Annotated in this window: 24 protein-coding genes and 1 pseudogene; 20 read left to right on the top strand and 5 right to left on the bottom strand. The window is 63.2% G+C overall.

Features of this window, described 5'->3' with window-relative positions; genetic code table 11:
- Window positions 1–94 precede the first annotated feature (94 nt).
- Window positions 95–280, top strand: a complete 186-nt coding sequence (locus tag EG244_RS08860; RefSeq protein WP_124964650.1) for a hypothetical protein — start codon at window positions 95–97, stop codon at window positions 278–280.
- A gap of 115 nt (window positions 281–395) precedes the next feature.
- Window positions 396–638, top strand: a complete 243-nt coding sequence (locus EG244_RS08855; RefSeq protein ID WP_124964649.1) for a DUF982 domain-containing protein — start codon at window positions 396–398, stop codon at window positions 636–638.
- Between the two features lie 53 nt (window positions 639–691).
- On the opposite strand, the gene gdhA is transcribed toward EG244_RS08855, so the two are convergent.
- Window positions 692–2053, bottom strand: a complete 1362-nt coding sequence (gene gdhA / locus EG244_RS08850; RefSeq protein WP_124964648.1) for an NADP-specific glutamate dehydrogenase — start codon at window positions 2051–2053, stop codon at window positions 692–694.
- Window positions 2054–2373: 320 nt separating this feature from the next.
- On the opposite strand from gdhA, the gene EG244_RS08845 reads away from it, so the two are divergent.
- The 3 genes from EG244_RS08845 (at window position 2374) to EG244_RS08835 (ending at window position 6729) form a co-directional block, all read left to right on the top strand.
- Window positions 2374–4134, top strand: coding sequence for an ABC transporter transmembrane domain-containing protein (locus EG244_RS08845; RefSeq protein WP_124964647.1), 1761 nt, complete (start codon window positions 2374–2376; stop codon window positions 4132–4134).
- A gap of 115 nt (window positions 4135–4249) precedes the next feature.
- Window positions 4250–4693, top strand: a complete 444-nt coding sequence (gene lysM / locus EG244_RS08840; RefSeq protein WP_124964646.1) for a peptidoglycan-binding protein LysM — start codon at window positions 4250–4252, stop codon at window positions 4691–4693.
- A 140-nt stretch (window positions 4694–4833) separates the two neighbouring features.
- The gene (locus tag EG244_RS08835; RefSeq protein WP_124964645.1) at window positions 4834–6729 is read left to right on the top strand and encodes an acyl-CoA synthetase; all 1896 of its coding nucleotides are present in this window, start codon (window positions 4834–4836) and stop codon (window positions 6727–6729) included.
- 10 nt (window positions 6730–6739) lie between these two features.
- Here the strand turns inward: EG244_RS08835 and EG244_RS08830 are convergent, their stop codons facing one another.
- A complete protein-coding gene (locus EG244_RS08830) occupies window positions 6740–8362 on the bottom strand; it encodes an ABC transporter substrate-binding protein (protein ID WP_124964644.1) in 1623 nt (540 codons plus the stop codon).
- Between the two features lie 60 nt (window positions 8363–8422).
- Window positions 8423–9325, bottom strand: coding sequence for a tRNA (adenosine(37)-N6)-dimethylallyltransferase MiaA (miaA, locus tag EG244_RS08825; RefSeq protein ID WP_233588954.1), 903 nt, complete (start codon window positions 9323–9325; stop codon window positions 8423–8425).
- Window positions 9326–9428: 103 nt separating this feature from the next.
- Between miaA and pyrH the strand changes: the two genes are divergently transcribed.
- The 13 genes from pyrH (at window position 9429) to lpxB (ending at window position 21681) form a co-directional block, all read left to right on the top strand.
- Window positions 9429–10175, top strand: a complete 747-nt coding sequence (gene pyrH / locus EG244_RS08820; RefSeq protein WP_124964642.1) for a UMP kinase — start codon at window positions 9429–9431, stop codon at window positions 10173–10175.
- Window positions 10176–10331: 156 nt separating this feature from the next.
- Window positions 10332–10895, top strand: a complete 564-nt coding sequence (frr, locus tag EG244_RS08815; RefSeq protein WP_124964641.1) for a ribosome recycling factor — start codon at window positions 10332–10334, stop codon at window positions 10893–10895.
- A gap of 24 nt (window positions 10896–10919) precedes the next feature.
- A complete protein-coding gene (gene uppS / locus EG244_RS08810) occupies window positions 10920–11618 on the top strand; it encodes a polyprenyl diphosphate synthase (RefSeq protein ID WP_124964640.1) in 699 nt (232 codons plus the stop codon).
- Window positions 11618–12409 carry a phosphatidate cytidylyltransferase gene (locus EG244_RS08805; protein ID WP_124964639.1) on the top strand — a complete coding sequence of 264 codons (792 nt, stop codon included), beginning with the start codon at window positions 11618–11620 and terminating at the stop codon, window positions 12407–12409. Before uppS ends, EG244_RS08805 begins: the two co-directional genes overlap by 1 nt.
- 2 nt (window positions 12410–12411) lie before the next feature.
- Complete coding sequence (gene dxr / locus EG244_RS08800) at window positions 12412–13584, top strand: 1-deoxy-D-xylulose-5-phosphate reductoisomerase (protein WP_124964752.1); 1173 nt, start codon at window positions 12412–12414, stop codon at window positions 13582–13584.
- 9 nt (window positions 13585–13593) lie between these two features.
- Complete coding sequence (gene rseP, locus EG244_RS08795) at window positions 13594–14928, top strand: RIP metalloprotease RseP (protein ID WP_124964638.1); 1335 nt, start codon at window positions 13594–13596, stop codon at window positions 14926–14928.
- 85 nt (window positions 14929–15013) lie between these two features.
- The gene (locus EG244_RS20395; protein WP_158617279.1) at window positions 15014–15163 is read left to right on the top strand and encodes a hypothetical protein; all 150 of its coding nucleotides are present in this window, start codon (window positions 15014–15016) and stop codon (window positions 15161–15163) included.
- A 205-nt stretch (window positions 15164–15368) separates the two neighbouring features.
- A complete protein-coding gene (bamA, locus tag EG244_RS08790) occupies window positions 15369–17654 on the top strand; it encodes an outer membrane protein assembly factor BamA (RefSeq protein ID WP_124964751.1) in 2286 nt (761 codons plus the stop codon).
- Window positions 17654–18250, top strand: coding sequence for an OmpH family outer membrane protein (locus tag EG244_RS08785; protein ID WP_124964637.1), 597 nt, complete (start codon window positions 17654–17656; stop codon window positions 18248–18250). The genes bamA and EG244_RS08785 overlap by 1 nt, the downstream gene beginning before the upstream one ends.
- An 81-nt stretch (window positions 18251–18331) precedes the next feature.
- The gene (gene fabZ, locus EG244_RS08780; RefSeq protein ID WP_124964636.1) at window positions 18332–18793 is read left to right on the top strand and encodes a 3-hydroxyacyl-ACP dehydratase FabZ; all 462 of its coding nucleotides are present in this window, start codon (window positions 18332–18334) and stop codon (window positions 18791–18793) included.
- 3 nt (window positions 18794–18796) lie between these two features.
- Window positions 18797–19594 carry an acyl-ACP--UDP-N-acetylglucosamine O-acyltransferase gene (lpxA, locus tag EG244_RS08775; RefSeq protein WP_124964635.1) on the top strand — a complete coding sequence of 266 codons (798 nt, stop codon included), beginning with the start codon at window positions 18797–18799 and terminating at the stop codon, window positions 19592–19594.
- A 99-nt stretch (window positions 19595–19693) separates the two neighbouring features.
- Window positions 19694–20503: an LpxI family protein gene (locus tag EG244_RS08770; RefSeq protein WP_124964634.1), complete on the top strand. Its 810-nt coding sequence runs from the start codon at window positions 19694–19696 to the stop codon at window positions 20501–20503.
- Complete coding sequence (gene lpxB / locus EG244_RS08765) at window positions 20500–21681, top strand: lipid-A-disaccharide synthase (RefSeq protein WP_124964633.1); 1182 nt, start codon at window positions 20500–20502, stop codon at window positions 21679–21681. Before EG244_RS08770 ends, lpxB begins: the two co-directional genes overlap by 4 nt.
- Here lpxB and mnmA read toward each other — a convergent pair.
- Window positions 21624–22769 (bottom strand): tRNA 2-thiouridine(34) synthase MnmA, encoded by a 1146-nt coding sequence (gene mnmA / locus EG244_RS08760; RefSeq protein ID WP_124964632.1) that lies wholly within the window; start codon window positions 22767–22769, stop codon window positions 21624–21626. The two genes, lpxB and mnmA, sit on opposite strands and share 58 nt — an antisense overlap.
- A 117-nt stretch (window positions 22770–22886) precedes the next feature.
- Between mnmA and sciP the strand changes: the two genes are divergently transcribed.
- Window positions 22887–23165, top strand: coding sequence for a CtrA inhibitor SciP (gene sciP / locus EG244_RS08755; protein WP_124964631.1), 279 nt, complete (start codon window positions 22887–22889; stop codon window positions 23163–23165).
- Between the two features lie 92 nt (window positions 23166–23257).
- The gene (gene ctrA / locus EG244_RS08750; RefSeq protein WP_124964630.1) at window positions 23258–23965 is read left to right on the top strand and encodes a response regulator transcription factor CtrA; all 708 of its coding nucleotides are present in this window, start codon (window positions 23258–23260) and stop codon (window positions 23963–23965) included.
- Between the two features lie 272 nt (window positions 23966–24237).
- Here ctrA and EG244_RS08745 read toward each other — a convergent pair.
- Window positions 24238–24376, bottom strand: a pseudogene (locus EG244_RS08745) (IS481 family transposase); the annotation flags it as partial.

The raw sequence follows: 24376 nt of genomic DNA, 5'->3' as shown, positions 1-24376 counted from the left end.
TCCCCTGCAGCATCGGGCCTCGCAATGCTGCACTGCAGCGACTATATGCACTGCAGCATCGACAAAGATGCAAGAGATGCAAACGGAGCCCGAAATGACCCTCTCGCTGACCCATCCTCTCACCGGACTGACCGCTGCGAGCGCGGCAGCACTGGAAGCTGCACAGGATTCGATGTCCTACTGGCAGAGCCCGAAAACGCAGAAACCGCGCCGCGCTGCCGCCGCCGCAGAACCCGCAAAGACCGAAGCACTCGATCAGATGTTCGCCTACTTCGGCTGAGAGCATCCTGACGTTACGCAAGGCCCCGCGGGAAACCGTCGGGGCTTTTGCCGTCTGTGCTGTCGCGAAAGGCGGCGGGCTTGACAGAAGCCCGGGGGCCTCCCATCTTGGTTGCATGATGGAAGTACATTGGGGAGCTCCCCTGCGATTCACCGTCACCACCGAGGGTGACATTATGTCTGTAACCACGATCGAAAGCGCACGCTGGCTGCTGGAACGCAAATGGCCGGTCGCCGATGAGAGCCGTAATATGGCTCTGCAGCGCATCGATCAGGCGATGGAGTGCCTGGCACCCGTCGCCGCCGCGCGCGAGGCCTTTGTCTCTGCCGCTCAGTCCGCCGGGTTTCATCCGGCATGAAGAAAGCCGCGGGAAGATCCCCCGCGGCTTTGTTTTTCTTCAGGGCGGGGTGATCAGATCACGCCCAGAGCGCGCATTGCTTCGGCCACTTTGACGAAGCCTGCGATGTTTGCACCCGACACATAATCGCCCGGCACGCCATATTCATCGGCGGTCGCGTAGCAGGTGTCGTGGATGTTTTTCATGATCGTTGCCAGACGGCCTTCGGTCTGCTCAAAGCTCCAGCTGTCACGCGACGCGTTCTGCTGCATCTCTAGCGCCGAGGTGGCCACACCGCCTGCGTTGGCGGCTTTGCCCGGCGCAAACATCACGCCGGCTTCCTGGAACACGCGCACCGCATCCGGGGTCGAGGGCATATTCGCGCCTTCGCCGACCGCGATCACGCCGTTCTTCACCAGGGTCTTTGCGTCACGACCGGTCAGCTCGTTCTGCGTGGCCGAAGGCATGGCGACGTCGCAGGCGACATCCCAGATCGAGCCGTCACCGGCTTTGACAAAGTAAACGCCTTTGCCGTCGCCCTTGATGCGCAGATACTCAGAAATCCGCGCGCGGCGCACTTCTTTAAGCTCTTTGACCAGCTTCAGATCGATGCCGTTCTCGTCGACGATATAGCCCGAGCTGTCGGACATCGCGATGACTTTGCCGCCGAAAGAGGTAACCTTTTCAACGGTATAGATCGCAACGTTGCCCGAACCCGAGACAACCACTTTCTTGCCGTCAAAGGAGGTGCCTTTGGTGCCAAGCATGGATTGCACGAAATAGGTATTGCCGTAGCCGGTGGCTTCGGTGCGGGCCCGCGAGCCGCCGTAGAACAGCGCTTTGCCGGTCAGAACGCCCGCTTCATAGCGGTTCGACAGACGCTTATACTGGCCGAACATATAGCCGATCTCACGCCCGCCCACGCCGATATCACCGGCCGGAACGTCGGTGTATTCGCCGATGTGGCGGTGCAGCTCCAGCATGAAGCTCTGGCAGAAGCGCATGATTTCGCGGTCCGACTTGCCTTTGGGGTCGAAGTCCGAGCCGCCTTTGCCGCCACCGATCGGCATGCCGGTCAGCGCGTTTTTGAAGGTCTGCTCGAAGCCGAGGAACTTGATGATCCCGACATTCACCGAAGGGTGGAAGCGGATGCCGCCTTTATAGGGGCCAAGCGCCGAGTTGAACTGCACGCGGAAAGCGCGGTTGATCTGCACTTTGCCGGCGTCATCGATCCACGGCACGCGGAAGATGATCTGGCGTTCCGGCTCGCAGATGCGCTCAATCAGCGCGTCGTCGAAAAAGTCCGGGCGTTTGGCCACAACGCGGCCAAGGCTTTCGAGGACTTCGCGGACGGCCTGGTGGAACTCCGGCTCGCCCGCGTTGCGTCGGATGACCTCTGCTAAGATGAGTTCGAGTTTCTCGTCGAGATGCGGCATTCCGGGGCTCCTTGAGTCACTTTCGCCTGTTACATGGGCGGACCTGAGGGGCGCTAATCCCTTTTTTGGGCAATGTGAAGATGACGCTTTGCCCATCGCATATAAATTTTGCGGCATGGCTGATATACGCATCATTATTGCGCAAAACTTGTGCAAATAGTGTGTGACGCGGCGTCCTGACGCATAATTCTGCAGGGTCGTCCGGCACTGTATTTCTTTGGCACTGCGGCTGCGACCATCTGGACAGCCGCAGACCTTGTCCGGACGGCGGGAGATGCCTAAACGGGGGCACGGATAATGACGCGAAGGCTGATCCAGAGATGACAGAACCGGTGACCGAACGGGCCCGCTCAAAGCGTGTCGGCGCGCTGCGGGTGCTTGGACCCTATCTTGCGCCCTATCGGCTGACGGCACTGGGGGCAGGGCTGGCGCTTGTGGTCACGGCCTCGGTCTCGCTGGCGCTGCCGCTGGCGGTGCGTTTCGTCGTCGATGCCTTCGGTGAGGGTGCCGAGATTCTCGACCGCTATTTCCTGATCGCCGTGGGGCTTGCGGCGCTGCTGGCGCTTGGCACCGGGGCGCGGTTCTATCTGGTCACCCGGCTGGGTGAGCGCGTCGTCGCTGATATCCGCCGTGCGCTTTTTGACCGGGTGCTGGGTCTGTCGCCGTCCTTCTATGAGAAGATGATGACGGGCGAGGTGATCAGCCGTCTGACCACCGATACCACGCTGATCCTTTCGGTCATCGGCTCGTCGGTCTCGGTGGCTTTGCGCAATGTGCTGACGCTGTTCGGCGGGCTGGTGCTGCTGGCGCTGACCTCGCTGAAGCTGACGGGGCTGGTTTTGCTGCTGGTGCCGCTGGTGGTGGTGCCGATCATCTTCCTGGGCCGCCGTCTGCGCGGGTTGTCGCGTGAGGCGCAGGACTGGATCGCGCGGTCCTCGGGCAATGCATCCGAGGCGCTGCTGGCGGTGCAGACCGTTCAGGCCTTCAGCCATGAAGCCGAGAGCCGCCAGGGCTTTGGCACGCTGACCGAGCGGGCGTTTGACGTCACCATGCGGCGGATCCGGGCGCGGGCCTTCATGACGATGATCGTGATTTTCCTGATCTTCTCGGGGATCGTCGGGATCCTCTGGATCGGTGCGAATGACGTGCGCAACGGCGCGATGACGGCCGGTGAGCTGGTGCAATTCGTGATCTGTGCGGTGCTGGTGGCAGGCTCTGTCGGGGCGCTGTCGGAAATCTGGGGCGAGTTGCAGCGCGCCGCCGGGGCCTCTGAGCGGCTGAGTGAGCTGCTGTCGTCTGAGGACACTGTCTCTGATCCGCAGAACCCGGTGGCACTGCCCGCCGTGGTCAAAGGTGAGATCCGCTTTGAGAACCTTGGTTTCCGCTACCCCTCGCGCCCCGATCAGGCGGCGCTGAGCGAGGTGACGCTGACCGTGCGTCCGGGCGAGACCGTGGCGCTGGTTGGTCCCTCGGGCGCGGGCAAGACCACCATGCTGCAGCTTCTGTTGCGCTTTTATGATCCGCAGCAGGGCGCCATCCGGCTTGATGGCATCGATCTGCGCGAGATGACCCGGGCGGATTACCGTCAGGCCCTGGCGCTGGTGCCGCAGGATCCGGTGATTTTCGGCACCACCATTGCCGAAAATATCCTCTTTGGCCGCCCCGGTGCCAGCCGGGCTGAGGTTGAGGCGGCGGCGCGCTCTGCGGCGGCGCATGACTTCATCATGGCGCTGCCCAAAGGCTATGACACCGAAGTCGGTGAGCGCGGGATGATGCTCTCGGGCGGGCAAAAACAGCGCATCGCCATCGCCCGTGCGATCCTGCGCGACGCGGCGGTGCTGCTGCTTGATGAAGCAACCTCAGCGCTCGATGCAGAATCAGAGCGTCTGGTCCAGGAAGCGGTGGAGCGTCTGTCGCAAAACCGCACCACCCTGGTGGTGGCGCACCGCCTGGCCACCGTGCGCAAGGCGGACCGCATCGTCGTGATGGATCAGGGCCGCATTATCGCCACCGGCACCCATGACGAACTGGTGGCCGAAGGCGGGCTTTACGCGCGTCTGGCCAGCCTGCAGTTTTCCTGAGCGATCTTTCGCAGGGCAGGCATACCCCCCGCCAGGAGCAGTTGCTTTTGGCGGGCTGCGGCGCAAAACTCCGCGCATATGCCGGGATGATCCGGTTTTGTCAGGGAGTGTGTTTATGGGTCTGTGGTCCTTTGTGAAAGACGCAGGAAAATCGCTTTTCGGTGGCCAGGCGGAAGCCGCGGAAGCCCCGAAGGTCGATGCGCTGAAAGAAGAGGTCAAAAACCTTGGCCTCGACGCCAGCGGCGTGGATTTCGCGGTTGAGGGTGACAAGGTCATCGTCAAAGGCAATGCCATCAGCCAGGAAGTCAAAGAAAAGCTGATCCTTGCGGTCGGCAATGTCGCCGGTGTGGCCTCGGTGGAGGCGGAAAACGTCGACGGCGATCTGGCCGATGAGCCGGTGTTCCACACCGTCGTCAAAGGCGACACGCTCTCGGCTATTGCCAAAAAGACCCTGGGCAATGCGAACCGCTACAATGAGATCTTTGAAGCGAACCGCCCGATGCTGAGCCATCCGGATAAGATCTACCCGGGCCAGATGCTGCGCATTCCGCAGAAGTAATCCTGAGGGACCGCGCGGGGCAAAATGCCGCGCGGTCTCCGCGACCTCCCGTTGCGTCATGTCTTGCGCGATGATGGCTTTCTGCCCAGGCTCACAAAGGAGCGGTCGGGGAGCCGCGCGAGACTGAAATGGGGGGGAATATGGCCAGATTTGCCACGCTTGCGGACCGTGAGGCTGTTGAAGCAGAGATGCCGTGGACTGCGCGGCAGGTGCCTGCCACGATCTATGGCTTTCTCGCCGATGTCGCAAAGCGACTGCCGCAAAGCCCGGCCCTGACCTTTCAGCTGACCGCCACCACCGCACAGGACCGCTCGCAAAGCGTGACCTGGGGCGAGCTTCTGACCCGTGTGACCCGCGCCGCCAATCTCTTCCGCAGCCTTGGGGTCGGTGAAAAAGATGTGGTGGCCTATGTGCTGCCCAACAGCCTTGAGACGGCGGTGACGCTGCTTGCGGGCTCGGTCGCGGGGATCGTCAACCCGATCAACCCGCTGCTGGAGCCCGAGCAGATCGCGGCCATCCTGCGCGAGACGAAAGCGAAAGTCGTCGTCACGCTGAAGGCTTTCCCGAAAACCGATGTGCCGCAGAAGGTGGCTCAGGCCCTCACCCTGGCGCCTGGCGTGCAGACGGTGCTTGAGGTGGATCTGAACGGCTATCTCGGCTTTCCGAAGAATGTCATCGTGCCGCTGATCCGGCCGAAAAACCCGGTCAGCCACCGCGCAAAGGTGCTCGATTTCCGCGCGGCCTGTGCGGCGCAGCCGGGCGACCGCCTCAGCTTTGCCGACAGCACCAGTGACCGCGTGGCCGCCTATTTCCACACCGGCGGCACCACCGGCATGCCGAAGGTGGCGCAGCATAAATATTCCGGGATGATCTATAACGGCTGGCTCGGCGGGCATTTCCTCTTCACGCCCAAAGACGTGCTGATCTGCCCGCTGCCGCTCTTTCACGTCTTTGCGGCCTATCCCATTTTGATGAGTGCGCTGGCTTCGGGCGCACATGTGATCTTCCCGACGCCCGCCGGTTATCGCGGGGACGGCGTCTTTGACAATTTCTGGAAGCTGATCGAGCGCTATAAGGTTACCTTCATGATCACGGTCCCCACCGCGATCTCGGCGCTGATGCAGCGCCCGGTGGATGCCGATGTCTCGACCCTGCGGATGGCGATTTCCGGCTCGGCCCCTTTGCCGATTGAGCTTTACAACCGCTTCAAAGCGGCCACCGGAGTAGAGATTGCCGAGGGCTACGGGCTGACCGAATGCACCTGTCTGGTCTCGGTGAACCCGATTGAGGGGGCGAAGAAAGTCGGATCTGTCGGGATACCCTTCCCCTATACGGAAGTGAAAATCCTGCAAAAAACCGCCGAAGGCTTTCGCGAATGCGAGACCGATGAGGTGGGCGAGATCTGCGTCTCAAACCCGGGTGTCTTTGAAGGCTCCACCTATACCGAGGTGGATAAAAACCGCGATCTCTTTGCCGAGGGGCGTTTTTTGCGCACCGGTGATCTGGGGCGGATGGATGAGGATGGCTATCTCTGGATCACGGGTCGCGCCAAGGATCTGATCATCCGCGGCGGCCATAACATCGACCCCGCCGTGATTGAGGATGCGCTTTTGAAGCATGAAAGCGTGGCCTTTGCCGGGGCCATCGGCCAGCCTGATCCGCGCGCGGGCGAGCTGCCCTGTGTCTATGTTGAACTGATCGCCGGGGCCGAGACCAAAGTCGAAGACCTCGCAGCCTTTGCGGCCTCGGCCATCACCGAGCGCGCGGCAGTGCCGAAATTTATCGGCATCCTGCCGGAGCTGCCAAAGACCGCAGTGGGCAAGATCTTCAAGCCCGACCTGCGCCGTCTCGCCATCACCCGCGTCTATGATGCCGCCCTCTCAGAGGCGGGACTGGCCGCGAAAGTGGCCTCTGTCTCTGAGGATAAAAAGCGCGGTCTGGTTGCGCTGATCGAAGCGGCCCCCGGCATCAGCGAAGACGCCCTGCGCCGGGTCCTTGGCGATTACACCGTGGCCTGGGATCTGAAAAAGGACTGAGCCCCGGGGCTCAGTCTTTAGCGCCCTCCGGATCGACCGGGGGGTCGCGCCACCAGGTGGTGTGGTGATGCTCAAACATCGGATGCACCTGCGCGCCGTAAATCTGCGGCGCGCTGTGCAGGCTCAGATCCCGCCAGAAGGGCTGAATAATCACAAAGCTCTCGCGCAGCCGCTTTTGCAGCTCGCCCATCACGGGGCGGCGCGCGGTGTCATCGCGGATCGCCAGCGCCTGGTCCAGCAGGCGGTCGAACTCGGGATCCGCAAAGCCCGTCTCATTCCAGGCCGAGGTGCTGCGATAGGCCAGCGCCAGCGACTGAATCCCCAGCGGGCGCATGTTCCACTCGGTCACCGACCAGGGATGCGCGCGCCAGCCCTCCCAGAAGGTCTCCAGCGGCAGCCGCCTGCGGCGCACCTTCACCCCGGCATCCAGGCATTGCACCGCGATGGCATCGGCACTCAGCGCCTGCCAGTCATCATCGATGGAGATCAGCTCAAACTCATGCTCCTCCAGCCCCGCCTCCCGCAACAGCTCCAGCGCGCGCGCGCGGTCCGGCTCGGGCAGCGGCGGCTGGGGGGCATAATCGGGATGCCCGGGCCAGACATGGTCATTCCCGGCCACTGAGCCGCGCCCCGCAAGCCCCAGCTCCAGCACCACGCGGTTGTCGGTGATCAGCGTCAGCGCCTCGCGCACGCGGCGGTCCTGGAACAGCGGATCGCGCAGATTGAACCGCGCGGTCATCGTCGCCGCACTTGCCATAACCGAAGGGTTCCAGCCAAGCCCCGCCAGTTCCTGGGCAAGATCTGCAGCGGTGTCATCGGTCAGATCGATCCGGCCCCTGGCGGCCGCCTCCGAGATCCGCCCCGGAGCGGCGCCGGTGTCGATATATTCGATCGTCGCGGCGAAAGCGCCCGTCCCGCGGCCCCACCAATGGGCATCCTCACGGCGCAGAACGGCGCGTTTGCCCGGCTCATAGCTCTCAGGCAGATAGGGGCCGGTGCCCAGCGGCTCGCTGAGCATGGTCTCTTCCGAAAAACCGGGATGCACGATCGCTGCCGGATAATCCGCAAAACCCGCAATCAGCGTGGCGTCCGGATGGCGCAGGCTCAGCTCGAGGTGCCGCGGATCTACGACCCGGATCGCGCCTTCCGCCGCCCGCCCGGTCTCAGGATCAATCAGCGCTGCAACGCGCACGGCCATGGAGTTGCCCGCCACCCGCGTCTCACACCAGCGCCGCAGGTTGAAGGCGATATGCTCCGCCGTCAGAGCCTCGCCGCTCGACCAGCGCACATCGGCCCGCAGCTGCAGCCGCACCGTGAGCGTGTCTTCAGACACCTCCCAGCTGTCCAGAAGCTTCGGATGAAACCGCCCGTCGGTGCCATATTCCAGCAGATATTCCAGCCAGCCGCGGGTGAAATTGGTCATCTGCGACCGGGTGGCCAGCATCGGATCGCGCAGCGCCGAAAGCGACATCTGCGCCCGGATCCGCCCGCCGCTCTGCGGGAGTGCGGCCTGCGCGCCGCCACCGCTCATCAGCAGCCCCAGACCCGCAGCCCCGCTGAGCTGTAAAAAGCCCCTGCGGCTCGCAGCGCCCGTGAGAGGCGCGGCCGAAGGTCGGGCAGGGCGGCGGGACATGAGCAGGCTCCGGCAGGAAAGACCTGGCCACTCTAGCGCTTTGCCGCCCCGAGAGGAAGCTCACGGCAGCGGGATCACCGGCCAGTGACCCAGACGGTTGCGCATCCAGGTCCGCTGCCGTTTGGCATATTGCCGGGTGGCGGTGCAGGCGGCATCGCGCGCCTCCTGCAGGGTCATCTCGCCCCGCAGATGCGCGATCAGTTCCGGTGCCCCGATGGCCCGCGCCCAGGGCCGCGCCGGATCCCAATGAGCAAGCACCGCGCGGGCCTCCTCCAGCGCGCCGTCGCGAATCATCTGATCAAAGCGCTGATCAATCCGGCGCCCAAGCCACTCCGGCTCGGGCATCAGCACCAGAGTATGGGCGCGCTCCGGCGGCAGAACCGCAGGACCCGTCTCATCCTGCCAGACGGCAAGCCCGCGCCCGGTGGTGCGCAGCACCTCCCAGGCGCGCTGCACCCGCGCAGGGTTGCGCTGATCAATGCGCGCGGCGGTCTCCGGGTCCAGATCGCGCAGCATCCCCTCGTGACCTTCGGTCGCACGCCGATGATCGGCCTGCGCCCGGATCTCCGCCGGCACCGGCGGGATTTCGGCAAGCCCTGCGGTCAGCGCGGTGAAGTTCAGCCCCGTTCCGCCCACGATCACGGGACGCGGATCGCGCTTGAGATACTGCGCCACCTCCCGCAGCCAATGCCCCGCAGAATAGTCTTCCTCGCGGCCCACATGGCCATAGAGATGGTGCGCCACACGGTTTTCTTCGTCAGCAGAGGGCCGCGCCGAGAGCGCCCGCCAGCTGTCATAAACCTGCAAAGCATCAGCATTGACCACCGCGCGGCCCTGCGCTTCGGCCAGCCGCAAAGCCAGCCCGGATTTGCCGCTGGCGGTGGGGCCTGCGATCAGAACCGGCTTTTCCGGCGGAACATCGCGCAGGAACCGCGCGAAAGGGTCAGGAAGATCGTTGAACATTACGCCGTTTTCGACCATTTTGCGCGCCAGTCAACCAGGCAGTCTGTGCAACCGACCACAGCCGCCTGTCACAGCGAACAGATTTAAGACGGAGAGCCAGGGCATGAGCACCATCACCGGGGCGGATGAAGCACGCGGCGGTGTGACCTACAAGCGGGTCATGCTGAAGATTTCGGGCGAGGCCCTGATGGGCGACCAGGGCTTCGGCCTGCACCCCCCGACCGTGCAGCGCATCGCCGAAGAGGTGAAGTCCTGCCACGATCTGGGCGTTGAGATCTGCATGGTCATCGGTGGCGGCAATATCTTCCGCGGCCTCGCAGGCTCCGCCCAGGGCATGGAGCGCACCACCGCAGACTATATGGGCATGCTCGCCACGGTGATGAACGCCCTCGCCATGCAATCGGCCCTCGAAGGCCTCGGCGTCTTCACCCGCGTGATCTCGGCCATCCCGATGGATCAGGTCTGCGAACCCTATATCCGCCGCCGCGCCGTGCGCCACCTTGAGAAAAAGCGCGTCTGCATCTTCGCCGCCGGCACCGGCAACCCCTATTTCACCACCGATACCGCAGCGACCCTGCGCGCCAATGAGATGGGCTGCGAAGCCGTCTTCAAAGGCACCAAAGTGGACGGCGTCTATAACAAAGACCCGAAGAAATTCCCCGATGCCGTGCGCTATGAGACCGTCTCCTACGACGAAGCGCTCGAGAAAAACCTCGGCGTCATGGATGCCACCGCCATCGCGCTCTCGCGCGACAACAAACTCCCGATCATCGTCTTCTCGCTCGATGAGCCGGGCGGCTTCCGCGGCATTCTGGCCGGACGCGGCACCTACACCACGGTCAAAGGCTGATCTGTCTTTGGCTTTTTAAAAATACTCCGGGGGTCCGGGGGCAGCGCCCCCGGCCTTTTCATATCCGTTCCCTTTGACTTTCCGTAAGCCACGGGGCTAGAACGAACCAAAGCTACGTCGCCACAGCCCGGCTGTGGCCAAAAGAGGGAAATCCCCATGTCCGACGATCTCGACATTGATCTCGATGACCTCGAACGCCGCATGGAAGGCGCCATGTCCTCGCTGCGCACCGAGTTTGGCTCGCTGCGCACCGGTCGCGCCTCCGCCAATATCCTTGAGCCTGTCCAGGTCGAAGCCTATGGCCAGATGACCCCGGTCAACCAGCTCGGCACCGTCAACGTGCCCGAGCCGCGGATGGTGACCATCAATATCTGGGACAAGGGCATGGTCGGCAAGGTTGAAAAAGCCATCCGCGAGTCGGGCCTTGGCATCAATCCGCAGACCAATGGCACCATCATCATGCTGCCGATCCCCGAGCTGAACGAGCAGCGCCGCAAAGAGCTGACCAAGGTCGCCGCGCAATATGCCGAAGGTGCCCGCGTCTCGATCCGCAACGTCCGCCGCGACGGGATGGATCAGGTCAAAAAGGCCAAAACCGCCGGCATGCCGGAAGACGATCAGAAAATGTATTCTGACGAAATCCAGTCGCTGACCGACAAGATGATCTCCGCCGTTGATAAGGCTCTTGAAGCCAAACAACAGGAAATCATGCAGATTTAAGGTCCGCTCGGAGGAGAGGCCCGGATGCCGTCTGAGACAGCCAAGCGGCCACAGCATGTGGCCATCATCATGGACGGCAACGGCCGATGGGCCACCGGGCGCGGCTGGCCGCGTCTGGTGGGTCACCGCCGCGGCGTCGAGCGGGTGCGCGATATCGTGGGGGCAGCCCCCGATCTCGGCGTGCGCTGGCTGACGCTCTATGCCTTCTCCACCGAAAACTGGAAACGCTCGACCGAGGAAGTCCTTGGTCTGATGAGCCTCTTTTCGCGATACATCCAGCGCGAGGCGGTGAAACTCGCCCGCGAAGGGGTGCGGATGCGCTTTATCGGCGACCGCTCGCGGCTCTCGAACCACCTCCAGGGCCTGATGCGCGACATTGAGGCGCAGACCGCCGGCAACAGCCGGCTCAATCTCACCGTGGCGATCAACTACGGCGGCCGCGACGAGATGCTGCGCGCCATGCGCCGCCTCGCTGCGGAAGGCGCTGAGATCTCGGAAGAGAGTTTCTGCCGCGCGCTGGATACCCATGACATCCCCGACCCCGATCTGGTGATCCGCACCAGCGGTGAGACGCGGGTGTCGAACTTCCTGCTCTGGCAGGCGGCCTATGCCGAATATGAATTCACGCCCACGCTCTGGCCGGATTTCACCGCCGAAGAGCTGGGCCGTATCCTCGACCGGTTCGGCACCCGCGACCGGCGTTTTGGCGGAGCCCTGGCCTGATGTCCTCTGGAAACTGGGGCGATCTGCGCGCCCGTGTGCTCTCTGCGGTCGTGATGATCGCGGTGGGTGCGGTGGCGATTGCGCTTGGCGGCGCGGTCTGGTCGGTGCTGGTGGTTCTGGTTACGGCGCTGATGATCTGGGAGCTGGCCCGTATTACGGCGCCCGATGACAGCCCCGAAAAGCATATCGCTGCGGCCTTGCTGGCTGTGCTGTCGCTGGGCGGGATGCTGATCCAGGGCGGCCCTGTGATGCTGCTGGCGCTTTTCATCGTGCCGCTGGGCTTTGCGTTCACGCCGCGCCGGATGAAATGGGTCGCGGTGCCTTATGCGCTGGCGATCATGCTGGCGGGCGCGGGGCTGGTGTCGCTGCGCGTCAGTGGCGTGACGCCGCTGTTGTGGCTTCTGGCCGTGATCATCGTCTCGGATGTCGCGGGCTATTTCGCCGGGCGCGCATTTGGCGGGCCGAAATTCTGGCCCGCGATCAGCCCGAAAAAAACCTGGTCCGGCACCGTTGCGGGCTGGATCGGGGCGGCCCTGGTGGGGGCGGGCTTTCATCTTTGGGCCGGCACCCCTGCTGCGCTGATCTGGCTGTCGCCGCTGGTGGCTTTTGCCGGGCAGCTCGGGGATATTCTCGAAAGCTGGCTGAAGCGGCGGGCAGGGATCAAGGACAGCTCGAACCTGATCCCCGGCCATGGCGGCTTTCTGGACCGCTTTGATGCGCTGCTGCTGGCGGCCATGCTGGTCTTTGTGGTGCAGCATCTTGTCTACTTCCGGGCCGTGGGGGCCTTTTGAATATGCGCTCAATTGCGATTTTCGGGGCGACCGGCTCGATCGGGGTGAATACGCTCGATCTGATTGGCCGCGCGCCGCAGGAGTATCAGGTCGCGGTGCTGACCGGCGGGCGCAATATCGCGCTGCTGGCAGAGCAGGCGAAGACCCATCGTGCCGCACTTGCGGTGACGGCGGATGAGAGCCGTTATGACGAGCTGAAGGACCTTCTCTCAGGCACAGGCACCGAAGTCGCCGCCGGGGCGGAGGCCATCCGCGACGCGGCGCAGCGTCCGAACGACTGGACCATGAGCGCGATTGTCGGTGCGGCGGGGCTGGTGCCCTCGCTGACCACGGTGGCGCGGGGCGGCGCGCTGGCGCTGGCCAATAAAGAAAGCCTCGTCTGCGCGGGGCCGCTGTTGATGAAAACGGCCGAAAGTTCAGGCGCGGAAATTCTGCCGGTTGATTCTGAGCATTCCGCCATTTTTCAATGCCTTGGCGGGCATACTTCAGAAACCGTTGAACGTGTCACCATCACCGCTTCGGGCGGCGCCTTCCGCGACTGGCCGATGGACAAGCTGGCCAGTGCCAGCGTGGCCGAGGCCTCGACGCATCCGAATTTCGCCATGGGTCAGCGCATCACCATCGACAGCGCCACCATGTTCAACAAAGCCATGGAAATCATTGAGGCCAAAGAGTTCTTTGGTTTTGAGGCCGATCAGATCGACGTGGTGATCCAGCGCGAGCAGATCATTCATGCGCTGGTCACCTTCAATGACGGGGCCATGATGGCGCATCTGGGCGCGCCCGATATGCGCCACGCCATCGGCTTTGCGCTGCACTGGCCGGAGCGGCGCTTTCTGCCGGTGGAGCGGGTGGATCTGGTGAAGCTCGGTCAGCTGACTTTCGCGGCCCCGGACCCGGCGCGCTACCCGGCGCTGGCGCTGGCGGATGAGGTGATGAAGACCGGCGGGCTTTCGGGCGCGGTCTTTAATGCCGCAAAAGAGATCGCTCTTGACCATTTTATCGCCGGAAAGATCGGCTTTACCGATATGGCGCGGGTGGTGGCGGCGACGCTGTCGGCCTGCTCGCGGGAAAGTGGTTATGGAACTGCGGCAGACAGCCTTGAGAAGGTGCTGCAGATGAACCACTTTGCCCGCGTCACTGCGACGGAGCTGATTGCCCGTCACCAGATCTGAGGACGGTCTATGGAATTTTTCGCCCAGTTTCCCGATTTCGGCGGTGGTCTGCGAACGCTGTTGGCGTTTGTCGCGGCGCTGTCGGTCATCGTCGCGATTCATGAATATGGCCATTATATCGTCGGGCGCTGGTGCGGGATTAAGGCGGATGTCTTTTCGCTGGGCTTTGGCCCGGTGATTTTCTCGCGGGTTGATCGTCACGGCACCCGCTGGCAGATTGCGGCGCTGCCGCTGGGCGGCTTTGTGAAGTTCAAAGGCGATGCCGATGCGGCTTCGGGCCGCGACGAAGAGATGATGTCCGCGCTCAGCCCTGAGGCGGCGCGGGATACCATGCATGGCGCGCCGCTCTGGGCGCGGGCGGCCACGGTGGCGGCAGGGCCGGTTTTCAACTTTATCTTCTCGATGCTGATCTTTGCGGGCATCGCGCTCTCGGTCGGCATTGCCACTGATGAGGCGCGGATCGGTGAGATCAAGCCGATGCCCGGGGCAGAAAGCCTGCAGGAGGGCGATCTGATCACCGCGCTGAACGGCAGGCCGGTGGCGGATCTGCGCGAATTTGCGACCCTTGCCACGGAATTGCCGCCCGCCCCTTCGGCGGACTACAGCGTCGAGCGGGCAGGCCGCATCTTCCAACTCACCGGCCCGTTCCCCTTTCCGCCCCGCGCCGATCAGGTGAACCCTGATTCCCCGGCCCAGGAGGCCGGTCTGCGGGCAGGGGATGTCATCCTCGCGGTGAATGGCGCGGCGATTTCGTCTTTCACGGAGCTGCGGGATTATGTGGCTGCGGCCGAGGGCTCGCAGGTTGCGCTGCAGCTCTGGCGCGACGGCGCGGTGCTTGACGTGGTGCTGACGCCGAAACGCATGGATGTGCCGCGCGCAGAAGGCGGATTTGAGACCCGCTGGCTGATCGGTGTGACCGGCGGTCTGGTCTTTGTGCCCGAGACCCGCAGCGCCGGCCCGCTTGAGGCTTTGCAGATGAGCGCCTCTCAGGTTGGCACCATCATCAAGACCTCGCTTTCGGGCATGTGGCATATGGTGACGGGCGCGATTTCCAGCTGCAATCTGCGCGGTCCTTTGGGCATTGCGCAAAGCTCGGGCAATGCGGCGGCGCAGGGGTCGTTTACCTTTATCTGGTTTATCGGGATGCTTTCGACGGCGGTGGGTCTGATGAACCTCTTTCCGGTCCCGGTACTGGATGGCGGCCATCTGGTGTTTCACGCCTGGGAGGCCGTGACCGGCAAGCCGCCCTCAGAGCGGGCTTTGCGCGGCCTGATGGCGGCGGGGTTAACAATCCTGCTGAGCCTGATGATTTTTGCGCTGAGCAACGATCTTTTCTGCCCCTGATGCCCAGGAGCGGCCACAATTTGCTGTCATCACCCTCACGCCCGCAGGTCTTCTGCGGACGTGAGCATTTACGGATGAGGGTGACATGACCGGGCTTGCGCTGAAAAACCGCTCTGAACGCAACCGCCTGCGGCTGTTTCTGGATGTCAATCTGGACCGCATTCTGGTGCCGGGGCTGCTTTTTCTGTGCCTGACGGTCGCGCTTTTGCTGCTGGACGGGATGCGGCTCTCCTGAGCGTTCCCCCTGGAGGCTGTGGTCTGGCTGCCATAGCCGCGCAGGATATGTGGTTTTTCCTTTAAGCATTTTGACAAGCCGTACCGCCTCAGTTAGTCAGTCTGGAAACGGACGACCGGGAGAGTGACGGATGAACGGCCTTTTCAGCAAGCGGGCAACCGGCAGATCTGCAACGCGCCTTCGGTCCTGTCTTCTGGCCAGTGTGATGGCGGCAGGCAGTGTTGCAGCCATTGTTCCGGTGGTGGCCTATGCGCAGGCCTACAGCTTTTCCAATGTGACGATTGAGGGCAACCAGCGTGTGGATGCCCGCACGATCCTCGGTCATGCCAAAATCAACCGCGGCCGCAGCCTCAGCGCTGCGGAGATGAATGACGTCTACCAGCGCCTGATGAATGCGGGCCTGTTTGAGAGCGTCACTCTGCAGCCGCGCGGCAATACGCTTGTGATCGCCGTCAAAGAACTGCCCGCGATTTCGGTGATCAACTTTGAGGGCAACAAGCGCCTCAAATCGGAAGATCTGCTGAAGGGCATCTCTTCGCAGCCGCGCCGTTTCTATTCGCCCGCGACCGCTGAGGCCGATGCCGCCGCCATCGCTGAGGCCTATTTCAACACCGCCCGCGTTGCGGCGCGCGTTGAGCCTAAGGTCATTCCGCGCGGCAATAACACCGTCGATCTGGTCTTTGAAATCGCCGAAGGCCGCGTCTCAGAAATTGAGCGGCTGAGCTTTGTTGGCAACCGCACTTTCACCGACCGCCGTCTGCGCCAGGTGCTGCAGACCAAGCAGGCCGGTCTTTTGCGCGCCATCATCTCGCGCGACAGCTATAACGCCGACCGTATTGAGATCGACAAGCAGCTTCTGCGCGATTTCTACCACTCGCGCGGCTATATCGACATGCAGGTCCAGGATGCGACCGCCGAAATGGCGCGCGAGCAGGATGGCTTTTTCGTCACCTTTACGGTGCGCGAAGGTCTGCAGTACCGTTTCGGCACGACCCGTGTGGTCTCGGAAATCGCGGGGCTGGATGTCAATGAATTCGCCCCGCTGCTGCGTCTGAAGCCGGGGGCGATTTATTCGCCCTCCGAGATTGAAAGCGCCATCGCGCGGATGGAATCGCTGGCCGGTCGCAAGGGGATCAACTTCCTGCGCGTTGAGCCGCGTATCAAGCGCGATGAGCGGAACCGGGTTCTGAACGTCGATTTCGCGCTGACCCGTGGGGAGCGGATCTTCGTTGAGCGCATCGACATTGAAGGCAATACCACCACCTCGGATGAGGTGATCCGCCGTCAGTTCCGCAGCGTCGAAGGCGATCCGCTGAACGCCCGCGAAGTGCGCGAAGCCGCCGAACGTATCCGCGCGCTTGGCTTCTTTGAGACCGCCAATGTGGAGGCCTCGGAAGGCTCGACCCCGGAAAGCGTCATCGTGAAAGCGACCGTTGAGGAAAAGCCGACCGGCTCGCTCTCCTTTGGGGCAAGCTACGGTAAATCCGACGGCGTCGGCCTGACGGTCGGTCTGTCGGAAGCCAACTTCCTCGGCCGCGGTCAATATGTTGCCGTGGACCTGAACCTTGGGGCCAATAACGCCACCTCGTCTTTCACCTTCGCCGATCCCTCCATTCTGGACCGCGATCTGCGGTTCTCGGTCGCGGGTCTTTATGAGCAGACTGAGGCCAATTACGCGACCTGGGACAGCCGCACGGTGCAGCTGGCCACCTCGCTGGAATTCCCGATTGCGGAAAACACCCGCCTGACGACGCGTCTGACGGTTGGCAAATCGGGTATCCGCAATGTGCCAGGTGATCCGGCCACGCCGACGCTGCCCGCAACCGGCCTTCTGGCCGATGAGGCGGCCGCCGGCACCAAGGTTTACGCAGGCCCCGGCTATACCCTCAGCTTTGACAACCGCCGCGATGGTCTGCAGGGCCGCACGGCCTATGTCTTCCGTCTGAGCCAGGACTTCTTCGGCCTCAGCAGCGATCTGAAATATCTCAAATCTGAGATTTTCGCAGGCTCTGAGACGAAATTCTTCAACGGCGATCTGCGTCTGCGCGCCGAACTCGAAGCGGGGGCCGTGCATGCCCGTGGCGGCACCGATCTGCGGGTGCTTGAGCGCTTCTTCATGGGCGACAAGATGCGTGGCTTTGAGCCCTTCGGCATGGGTCCGCGCGACATCAGCAACGGGCGCAATGACCCGCTGGGCGGCAACTACTATGCCGTGGCGCGGGTTGAGGCGGATTTCCCGCTGGGTCTGCCGGAAGAATATAAGATGCGCGGCGCGGCCTTCTTTGACGTGGGCTCGGTCTGGGGCCTCGACAACACGGCTGCGGGCGGTGTGACGGTGGACGACAGCCGCAAGCTGCGCTCCTCGGTCGGCGTTTCGCTGCTGTGGGATACGCCGATGGGTCCGTTGCGCTTCAACCTCGCCAAAGCGCTGAAAATGGCGGAAGGCGACAAAGAACAGCGCTTCGACATCTCGATTTCGACGAAGTTCTGATGCATCGGCCTTTGCGCCAGGCCCTGAGCGGGCTTGCTTTCACCGCGGCCCTGACGGGCGGCGGTGTTTTTGCTGAGGAAAGCGCTGCGGTGCAGTTCGGCACGCTGAATGAGGCGCGTCTTTTCGCCGGCAGCCGCTTTGGCCAGGCGATGATTCAGCGCTTTGAGACGGCGCAGATCGCGCTTGCGGCGGAAAACCGCGAGATTGAGGCGGCGCTGACGGCGCGCGAGCTTGAGCTGACACGCCAGCGCAATGTCCTGAGCCCTGAGGAATTTCGCAGGCTGGCCGATAAGTTCAACGCCGAGGTTGAGAGCTATCGTCGCAGCCAGGCCGATAAAGAGCGCGCGCTTTATCTTGATCATGATGCCGATCGCCGCCGCTTCAGCGTGACGAGTAACGATATACTGACGCGTCTGATGCGCGAGCGCGGGCTTTATGCCATTATCGCCGAAGATGCGATCATCATCGCCTTCCGCGGCATCGACATCACGGATGCGCTGATCGCACGGATGGATGCCGAAATTGGCGAGGATGCCGCCGGGACAGAGGCCCTGACCCCCCCGGAGGCCGGCCCGGCCACACCGCCGCAGCCCTGAGGCCCCTTCTGGACAGGCGGGGCCTGACTTGTTATCCAGGCCAGAGAGGCGCAGTCCGCTGCGCCGCCATGAGGATTTCTGATGACTGACACGCCGCGCCTTGAAGCCGATCTGGATCTCATTACCCGGATCATTCCGCACCGCTATCCCTTCCTGCTGGTGGATAAAGTCCGCGATGTGGTGCCGGGCGAAAGCTGCGTGGGCATCAAGAATGTCACCTATAACGAGCCGCATTTCACCGGGCACTTCCCGGGCATGCCGGTGATGCCGGGTGTTCTGATCGTGGAAGCCATGGCGCAGACCGCCGGTGTGCTGGTCGGTCTGACCATGGATCTCGTCGATAAAAACGCCCGCGTTTTCTTTATGGGCGTCGACAGCACGAAATTCCGCCGCAAAGTGGTGCCGGGGGATGTGCTGGAACTGCACGTCAAAGCCCTGCGCGGCGGTGGCCGGGTCTGGAAATTTGAAGGCGTTGCAAAGGTCGACGGCGAAGTCGCCTGCGAAAGCATCTTCACCGCCATGTTCGACGTTCCGAAGGGCTGAGCCATGTCGATTGACCCCTCGGCAGTGATCCATCCCTCTGCCGTCATCGAAGAGGGGGCAGTGATCGGCCCGGAGTGCCGCATTGGCGCCTATGCGGTCGTCGGGCCGGAAGTGACGCTGGCCCGGGGGGTCGAGCTTCGTCCCCATGCGGTGGTCTCGGGCGTGACCGAAGTGGGAGAGGGGACCATCGTCTGGTCCTTCGCCTCCGTCGGTGGTGAGCCGCAGGATCTGAAATACCGCGGCGAGCGCACCCGTCTGGTGGTCGGCAAACGCTGCCGGATCCGTGAGGGGGCCACGCTCTCGACCGGGACCGAAGGCGGCGGCGGGCTGACGCAGATCGGCGATGACGTGCTGATGATGACCGGGGCTCATATCGGGCATGACGCCATCGTCGGCAGCCGCGTTGTGCTGGCCAATCAGGTCGCCATCGCGGGCCATTGCCATATCGGCGATGATGTCATCATCGGTGGTCTGTCGGGTGTGCATCAGTTCGTCCGCGTTGGTCGCGGTGCGATCATCGGGGCCGTCACCATGGTCACCAATGACGTCATGCCCTTTGGCCTCGTGCAGGGGCCGCGCGGCCAGCTGGACGGGCTGAACCTCGTCGGGCTGAAGCGCCGTGGTCTTGACCGCGCGGGCATCCATGCTCTGCGCGCCGCCTATGAGGCCATGGGTCAGGGCGAAGGCACCTTCATGGAGCGCGTACAGCGCGTCGCTGAGGGCGAGATGACGGGTGAAGTGCGTGAGGTGGTTGAGTTCATCCTCGGGGCCTCGGACCGTTCGTTCCTGACGCCGCATTAACGTTTTCCGGGGCCGCTGCGGCCCCGGTTTCAACTCTGCCCGCGTCTGTGGCCAGGGCCTGAGCCGCGCCCGGAGCCGGGCCCTGATCAGGGAGCCGCCATGTCCGGCCGTTTTGCCATTATCGCCGGAACCGGAGCGCTTCCGGTTGCCCTCAAGGCCGCGCGTCCCGATGCGCTGGTCTTTGCGCCTGCGGGCGTCACCCCGGATCTGCCGGCGGAAAGTTTTCACTTTGAGCGGCTGGTGCCTTTTCTGAACACGCTGACCGATCAGGGCATCACCCGGGTCGCGCTTGCGGGGGCCATGCAGCGCCCGCGGCTGGACCCGGCGCTCTTTGATCCGCTGACCGCGCAGATGGTGCCGCGCCTCGTTGCGGCCATGCAGGCCGGGGATGACGCAACTTTGCGCGAAATCGTCAGCATTTTCTCAGAGTTTGGTCTGCAGGTGGCGGGGGTCGAAGATCTGGCCCCCGAGCTGCTGCCGCAGGCCGGGGTGCTGACGCAGATCCGGCCGTCACCCGCCGATGAGCAGGATGCCTCACGCGCGGCGGCGATCGTGGCGGCCCTCGGTCAGGTCGATGTCGGGCAGGGCGCGGTGGTGGCCCAGGGCCTTTGCCTTGCGGCGGAAAGCCTGCCGGGGACCGATGCCATGCTGGAGTTCGTGCGCCAGACCGGCGGCGCTCTGCGCCCCGATCCGGCGGGGGCAAAGGGGGTTCTCTATAAAGCCGCCAAGCCGGGGCAGAGCCGCGATGTCGATCTGCCGGCCCTTGGGCTGACCACGGTGCGCAATGCCCATGCGGCGGGGCTGGGCGGCATCGTCTGGGCGGCGGGCGATGTCCTGCTGCTGGAGCGTGAGGCCATGGTCGCAGAAGCCGACCGCCTTGGCCTCTTTCTCTGGGCGAGGGCGAAGTGAAGCCCTTTGTGATCGCGGGCGAGGCTTCGGGCGATAAGCTCGGGGCCGCGCTGATGGCCGGGCTGACCGCGCGGCTGGGGCCCTTGCCCTATCAGGGCGTCGGTGGCCCGCTGATGGAGGCCGGGGGGCTGGTGAGCCTTTTCCCGATGGAAGAGCTGTCGATCATGGGCATCGCTGAGGTGCTGCCGAAATATTTCCACCTCAAGCGCCGCATCGCGGAGACCGCAAAGGCGGTGGTGGACAGCGGCTCTGACATTTTGATCACCATCGACAGCCCGGATTTCTGCCTGCGGGTGGCGAAACTGGTCCGCGCTGCGCGGCCGGGGTTTCGCACGGTGCATTATGTGGCGCCCTCCGTCTGGGCCTGGCGTCCGGGACGGGCGCAGAAAATGGCGCCGCTGATCGATCATGTGCTGGCGCTTTTGCCCTTTGAGCCGCCCTATATGGAAGCGGCGGGCATGAGCTGCGATTTCGTCGGCCACCCGGTGGTGGCAGAGCCGCGGGCGACTGCGGCTGAGGTCGCGGGCTTTGCGGCGAAATATGATCTGCACGCGCCCTGGCTGCTCGCGCTTCCGGGCTCTCGCCGCGGTGAGGTCAGCCGCCTCGCTCCGGTGATCGGTGAGACCCTGGCGCGCCTTGAGCACCCCGTGCGGGTGGTCCTGCCGACCGTGCGCGGGGTTGAGGATCTGGTGCGCGATCTGGGCAGCTCCTGGCCCGTTCCGCCGCTGATCCTGACCGACCGGGAGGATAAGCGCGCGGCCTTTGCCGGGGCGGGGGCGGCGATTGCGGCCTCAGGCACCGTCTCGCTGGAACTGGCGGCCAATGGCGTGCCGATGGTCATTGCCTATGATATGTCGCTGGTCAGCCGGATGATGTTGAAAACAATGCTGAAAATCGACACGGTGACGCTGGTCAACCTGGTCTCGGAAACCCGCGCCATCCCGGAATTCCTGGGCGCAGAGTGCCGCGCGGACCACATCGCCCCGGCGCTGAATGCGCTTTTGGGCGATGGCACGCAGCGTCAGGCGCAGCTTGCCGCCATGCGCCTCACCATGGAGCGTCTGGGCGAGGGTGGTCTGCCCCCCGGAGAACGGGCGGCAGAGTCGGTCATTGCCTGTTATCAGCGGCCGCGCCAGATCCAGCCGCCGCCGAGCACCCGGGTGCTGTCGGGCGCATAGAAGACGCAGGCCTGGCCCGCGCTGACCCCGTCTTCCGGGGCGATCAGCTCCACCTCGGCCTCGGTTTCCGAGATCGGGCGGATGATCGCCTCACGCGGGGGGCGGGTCGAGCGGACTTTCACCATGATATGCCACTCAGGGCGGCTCATCAGCGGCGCGTCGCCCAGCCAGTTCACTTCCTTCACCGGCACAAGCCGGGTCGAGAGTGCCTCTTTCGGCCCCACCACCACATGGCGGCTGGCCGGATCAAGCCGCACCACATAAAGCGGATCGCTGAGGCCGCCGATGCCGAGGCCCCGGCGCTGACCGATGGTGTAATGGATCACGCCGCGGTGCCGGCCCAGAACATTGCCCTGCATATCCACGATGTCACCCGGATCCGAGGCCCCCGGGCGCAGCTTTTCAATAACCGAGGCGTAATCGCCGTTCGGCACAAAGCAGATGTCCTGGCTGTCGGGCTTATCCGCGACCGGCAGGCCGTATTTCTGCGCCAGCGCCCGGGTGTCGGCCTTTGACTTCAGATGACCCAGCGGGAAGCGCAGATAATCCAGCTGCTCCGGCGTGGTGGAGAACAGAAAATAGCTCTGATCGCGGTTGGCGTCCGCCGCCATATGCAGCTCTGCGCCCTGCGCACCGACCATGCGCTGGATGTAATGGCCGGTGGCCATGCAATCGGCCTCAAGCTCTTTGGCGGTGTTCAGCAGGTCGCGGAACTTCACCCGCTCATTGCAGCGGATGCAGGGCACCGGGGTCGCACCGCCAAGATAGCTCTCGGCGAATTCTTCCATCACGGCTTCGCGGAAGGTGTTTTCATAATCGAGCACGTAATGCGGAAAGCCCATCTGCTCGGCCACGCGGCGCGCATCATGGATGTCACGGCCCGCACAGCAGGCGCCCTTTTTCGCCAGTGCTGCGCCATGGTCATAAAGCTGCAGCGTGACGCCCACGACGTCATAGCCTTCCTCTTTCAGCACAGCCGCCACGACCGAGCTGTCGACGCCACCGGACATGGCCACCACAACGCGGGTGTCAGCGGGGGCCTTGGGCAGGCCCAGCGAGTTCAGGGGCAGTTCGGCATCGCGTGGCATGGTTCACTCCGAAAGATGTGCAGGGATATAGGAAAATCCTCAGCATTCTCCAACCCCCCGCTTCAGAGGTCTTTAAGGCTGAGCCGCGACATTTCGGTCATCTGTGGGAGAATGACCATGTTTTTGAAAAAGGTTGACGGGATGCGGCAGGTGACGCTGGCGGATGGAACGGTGCTCAGCCGTGGTGATCTGCCGCCCGCGGATACCCGCCGCTGGGTGGCCAGCCGCAAGGCGCTGGTGGTGCGTGCGGTCGATCACGCGCTGATCACCAGGGAAGAGGCGCTGGCGCGCTATGCCCTGTCGGAGGAGGAATTCGACCTCTGGAGTGAGGCGGTTCATGCCCATGGTGAGGCGGCGCTCAAAGTCACCGCACTGCAAAAGTATAGGCAACTTTAGGTTGTAAATTTTAAAAGCTCAGGCAGAGTAAGACAGGATTAACTCTTTGCCGTCACGGTTAATCCTATTGTTTTACCAGTGTGGAGCGCGCAATGCGTATATTGTTGGTTGAAGACGACGCCGCCACGGCGCGCAGCATTGAATTGATGCTGACCCACGCCAATCTGAATGTCTATTGCACCAATCTTGGCGAAGAGGGGATCGATCTCGCCCGCCTTTATGATTATGACCTTATCCTTCTGGATTTGAATCTTCCCGATATGCATGGTCATGAGGTGCTGAGACAGCTGCGCCTGTCACGGGTTGAAACGCCCATTCTGATCCTCTCAGGTGTGGATGATACAGACAATAAAATCAAAGGATTCGGCTTTGGTGCGGATGATTATCTGACCAAGCCTTTTCATCGCGAAGAGCTGGTGGCGCGCATTCACGCCATCATCCGACGCTCGAAAGGCCATGCGCAATCCGTGATCCGGACCGGTCGCATCTGCGTCAATCTCGACGCAAAAACCGTCGATGTTGAAGGGCGGACGGTGCATCTGACCGGAAAAGAGTACCAGATGTTTGAGCTGCTCTCTTTGCGTAAAGGGACCACCCTGACCAAAGAAATGTTTCTGAACCATCTCTATGGCGGCATGGATGAGCCTGAATTGAAGATCATCGACGTCTTCATCTGTAAGTTGAGAAAAAAACTTGCAGAGGCGACGGGCGGCGACAGTCATATCGAGACGGTCTGGGGCCGCGGCTACGTTCTGCGCGACCCCCAGACAGAAGCACTGCGTGAGGTCAGTACGGCATAAGCCGCGTTTTAGCTGCCTTGCCCGCTGGCTGATTGTGACTAAACCGGCCCCTGTGGCAGCAGCCTGTCCTGCTGAGCAGGGGCCGGAAAACCAGGCTTTGCTTCCCCCGCGCGTCGGAGCCTTTCTGCGCTTCGACAGACAGCTCTCGAAGGGGCGCTCCGGCATATAGGGTTCTCCGTTTTCTATGCAGCCTGCGCGAGGGTCGTACGACCCGGGGGGCCATCGAGGGCCATGCTCGGATCTTTTGTTGTCGGGAAATTACTTTTTGCTGCTTAGGTGTTCAGTCCCGGCATCTGGTGGATCGGATCGAGGATGAATCGGCCTGGCTCTGAAGTCCGGATTTTGCAGATGTATTCGTAAGGCGTGAGGCCGTTCAGGGTCTTCAGCCGGCGGGCGTAGTTATAGGCGGCC

Source organism: Falsigemmobacter faecalis (assembly GCF_003863335.1).
GTDB lineage: Bacteria > Pseudomonadota > Alphaproteobacteria > Rhodobacterales > Rhodobacteraceae > Wagnerdoeblera > Wagnerdoeblera faecalis.
The sequence above is the reverse complement of the archived record's forward strand: the minus strand, read 5'-3'. Positions and strand labels throughout refer to the sequence as shown.

What these genes read in the sequence shown, in the direction of transcription:
- EG244_RS08860 (WP_124964650.1), top strand. Translation starts at nt 95, where the DNA reads ATGACCCTCTCGCTGACCCATCCTCTCACCGGACTGACCGCTGCGAGC.
- EG244_RS08855 (WP_124964649.1), top strand. Translation starts at nt 396, where the DNA reads ATGATGGAAGTACATTGGGGAGCTCCCCTGCGATTCACCGTCACCACC.
- gdhA (WP_124964648.1), bottom strand. Translation starts at nt 2,053, where the DNA reads ATGCCGCATCTCGACGAGAAACTCGAACTCATCTTAGCAGAGGTCATC.
- EG244_RS08845 (WP_124964647.1), top strand. Translation starts at nt 2,374, where the DNA reads ATGACAGAACCGGTGACCGAACGGGCCCGCTCAAAGCGTGTCGGCGCG.
- lysM (WP_124964646.1), top strand. Translation starts at nt 4,250, where the DNA reads ATGGGTCTGTGGTCCTTTGTGAAAGACGCAGGAAAATCGCTTTTCGGT.
- EG244_RS08835 (WP_124964645.1), top strand. Translation starts at nt 4,834, where the DNA reads ATGGCCAGATTTGCCACGCTTGCGGACCGTGAGGCTGTTGAAGCAGAG.
- EG244_RS08830 (WP_124964644.1), bottom strand. Translation starts at nt 8,362, where the DNA reads ATGTCCCGCCGCCCTGCCCGACCTTCGGCCGCGCCTCTCACGGGCGCT.
- miaA (WP_233588954.1), bottom strand. Translation starts at nt 9,325, where the DNA reads ATGTTCAACGATCTTCCTGACCCTTTCGCGCGGTTCCTGCGCGATGTT.
- pyrH (WP_124964642.1), top strand. Translation starts at nt 9,429, where the DNA reads ATGAGCACCATCACCGGGGCGGATGAAGCACGCGGCGGTGTGACCTAC.
- frr (WP_124964641.1), top strand. Translation starts at nt 10,332, where the DNA reads ATGTCCGACGATCTCGACATTGATCTCGATGACCTCGAACGCCGCATG.
- uppS (WP_124964640.1), top strand. Translation starts at nt 10,920, where the DNA reads ATGCCGTCTGAGACAGCCAAGCGGCCACAGCATGTGGCCATCATCATG.
- EG244_RS08805 (WP_124964639.1), top strand. Translation starts at nt 11,618, where the DNA reads ATGTCCTCTGGAAACTGGGGCGATCTGCGCGCCCGTGTGCTCTCTGCG.
- dxr (WP_124964752.1), top strand. Translation starts at nt 12,412, where the DNA reads ATGCGCTCAATTGCGATTTTCGGGGCGACCGGCTCGATCGGGGTGAAT.
- rseP (WP_124964638.1), top strand. Translation starts at nt 13,594, where the DNA reads ATGGAATTTTTCGCCCAGTTTCCCGATTTCGGCGGTGGTCTGCGAACG.
- EG244_RS20395 (WP_158617279.1), top strand. Translation starts at nt 15,014, where the DNA reads ATGACCGGGCTTGCGCTGAAAAACCGCTCTGAACGCAACCGCCTGCGG.
- bamA (WP_124964751.1), top strand. Translation starts at nt 15,369, where the DNA reads ATGGCGGCAGGCAGTGTTGCAGCCATTGTTCCGGTGGTGGCCTATGCG.
- EG244_RS08785 (WP_124964637.1), top strand. Translation starts at nt 17,654, where the DNA reads ATGCATCGGCCTTTGCGCCAGGCCCTGAGCGGGCTTGCTTTCACCGCG.
- fabZ (WP_124964636.1), top strand. Translation starts at nt 18,332, where the DNA reads ATGACTGACACGCCGCGCCTTGAAGCCGATCTGGATCTCATTACCCGG.
- lpxA (WP_124964635.1), top strand. Translation starts at nt 18,797, where the DNA reads ATGTCGATTGACCCCTCGGCAGTGATCCATCCCTCTGCCGTCATCGAA.
- EG244_RS08770 (WP_124964634.1), top strand. Translation starts at nt 19,694, where the DNA reads ATGTCCGGCCGTTTTGCCATTATCGCCGGAACCGGAGCGCTTCCGGTT.
- mnmA (WP_124964632.1), bottom strand. Translation starts at nt 22,769, where the DNA reads ATGCCACGCGATGCCGAACTGCCCCTGAACTCGCTGGGCCTGCCCAAG.
- sciP (WP_124964631.1), top strand. Translation starts at nt 22,887, where the DNA reads ATGTTTTTGAAAAAGGTTGACGGGATGCGGCAGGTGACGCTGGCGGAT.
- ctrA (WP_124964630.1), top strand. Translation starts at nt 23,258, where the DNA reads ATGCGTATATTGTTGGTTGAAGACGACGCCGCCACGGCGCGCAGCATT.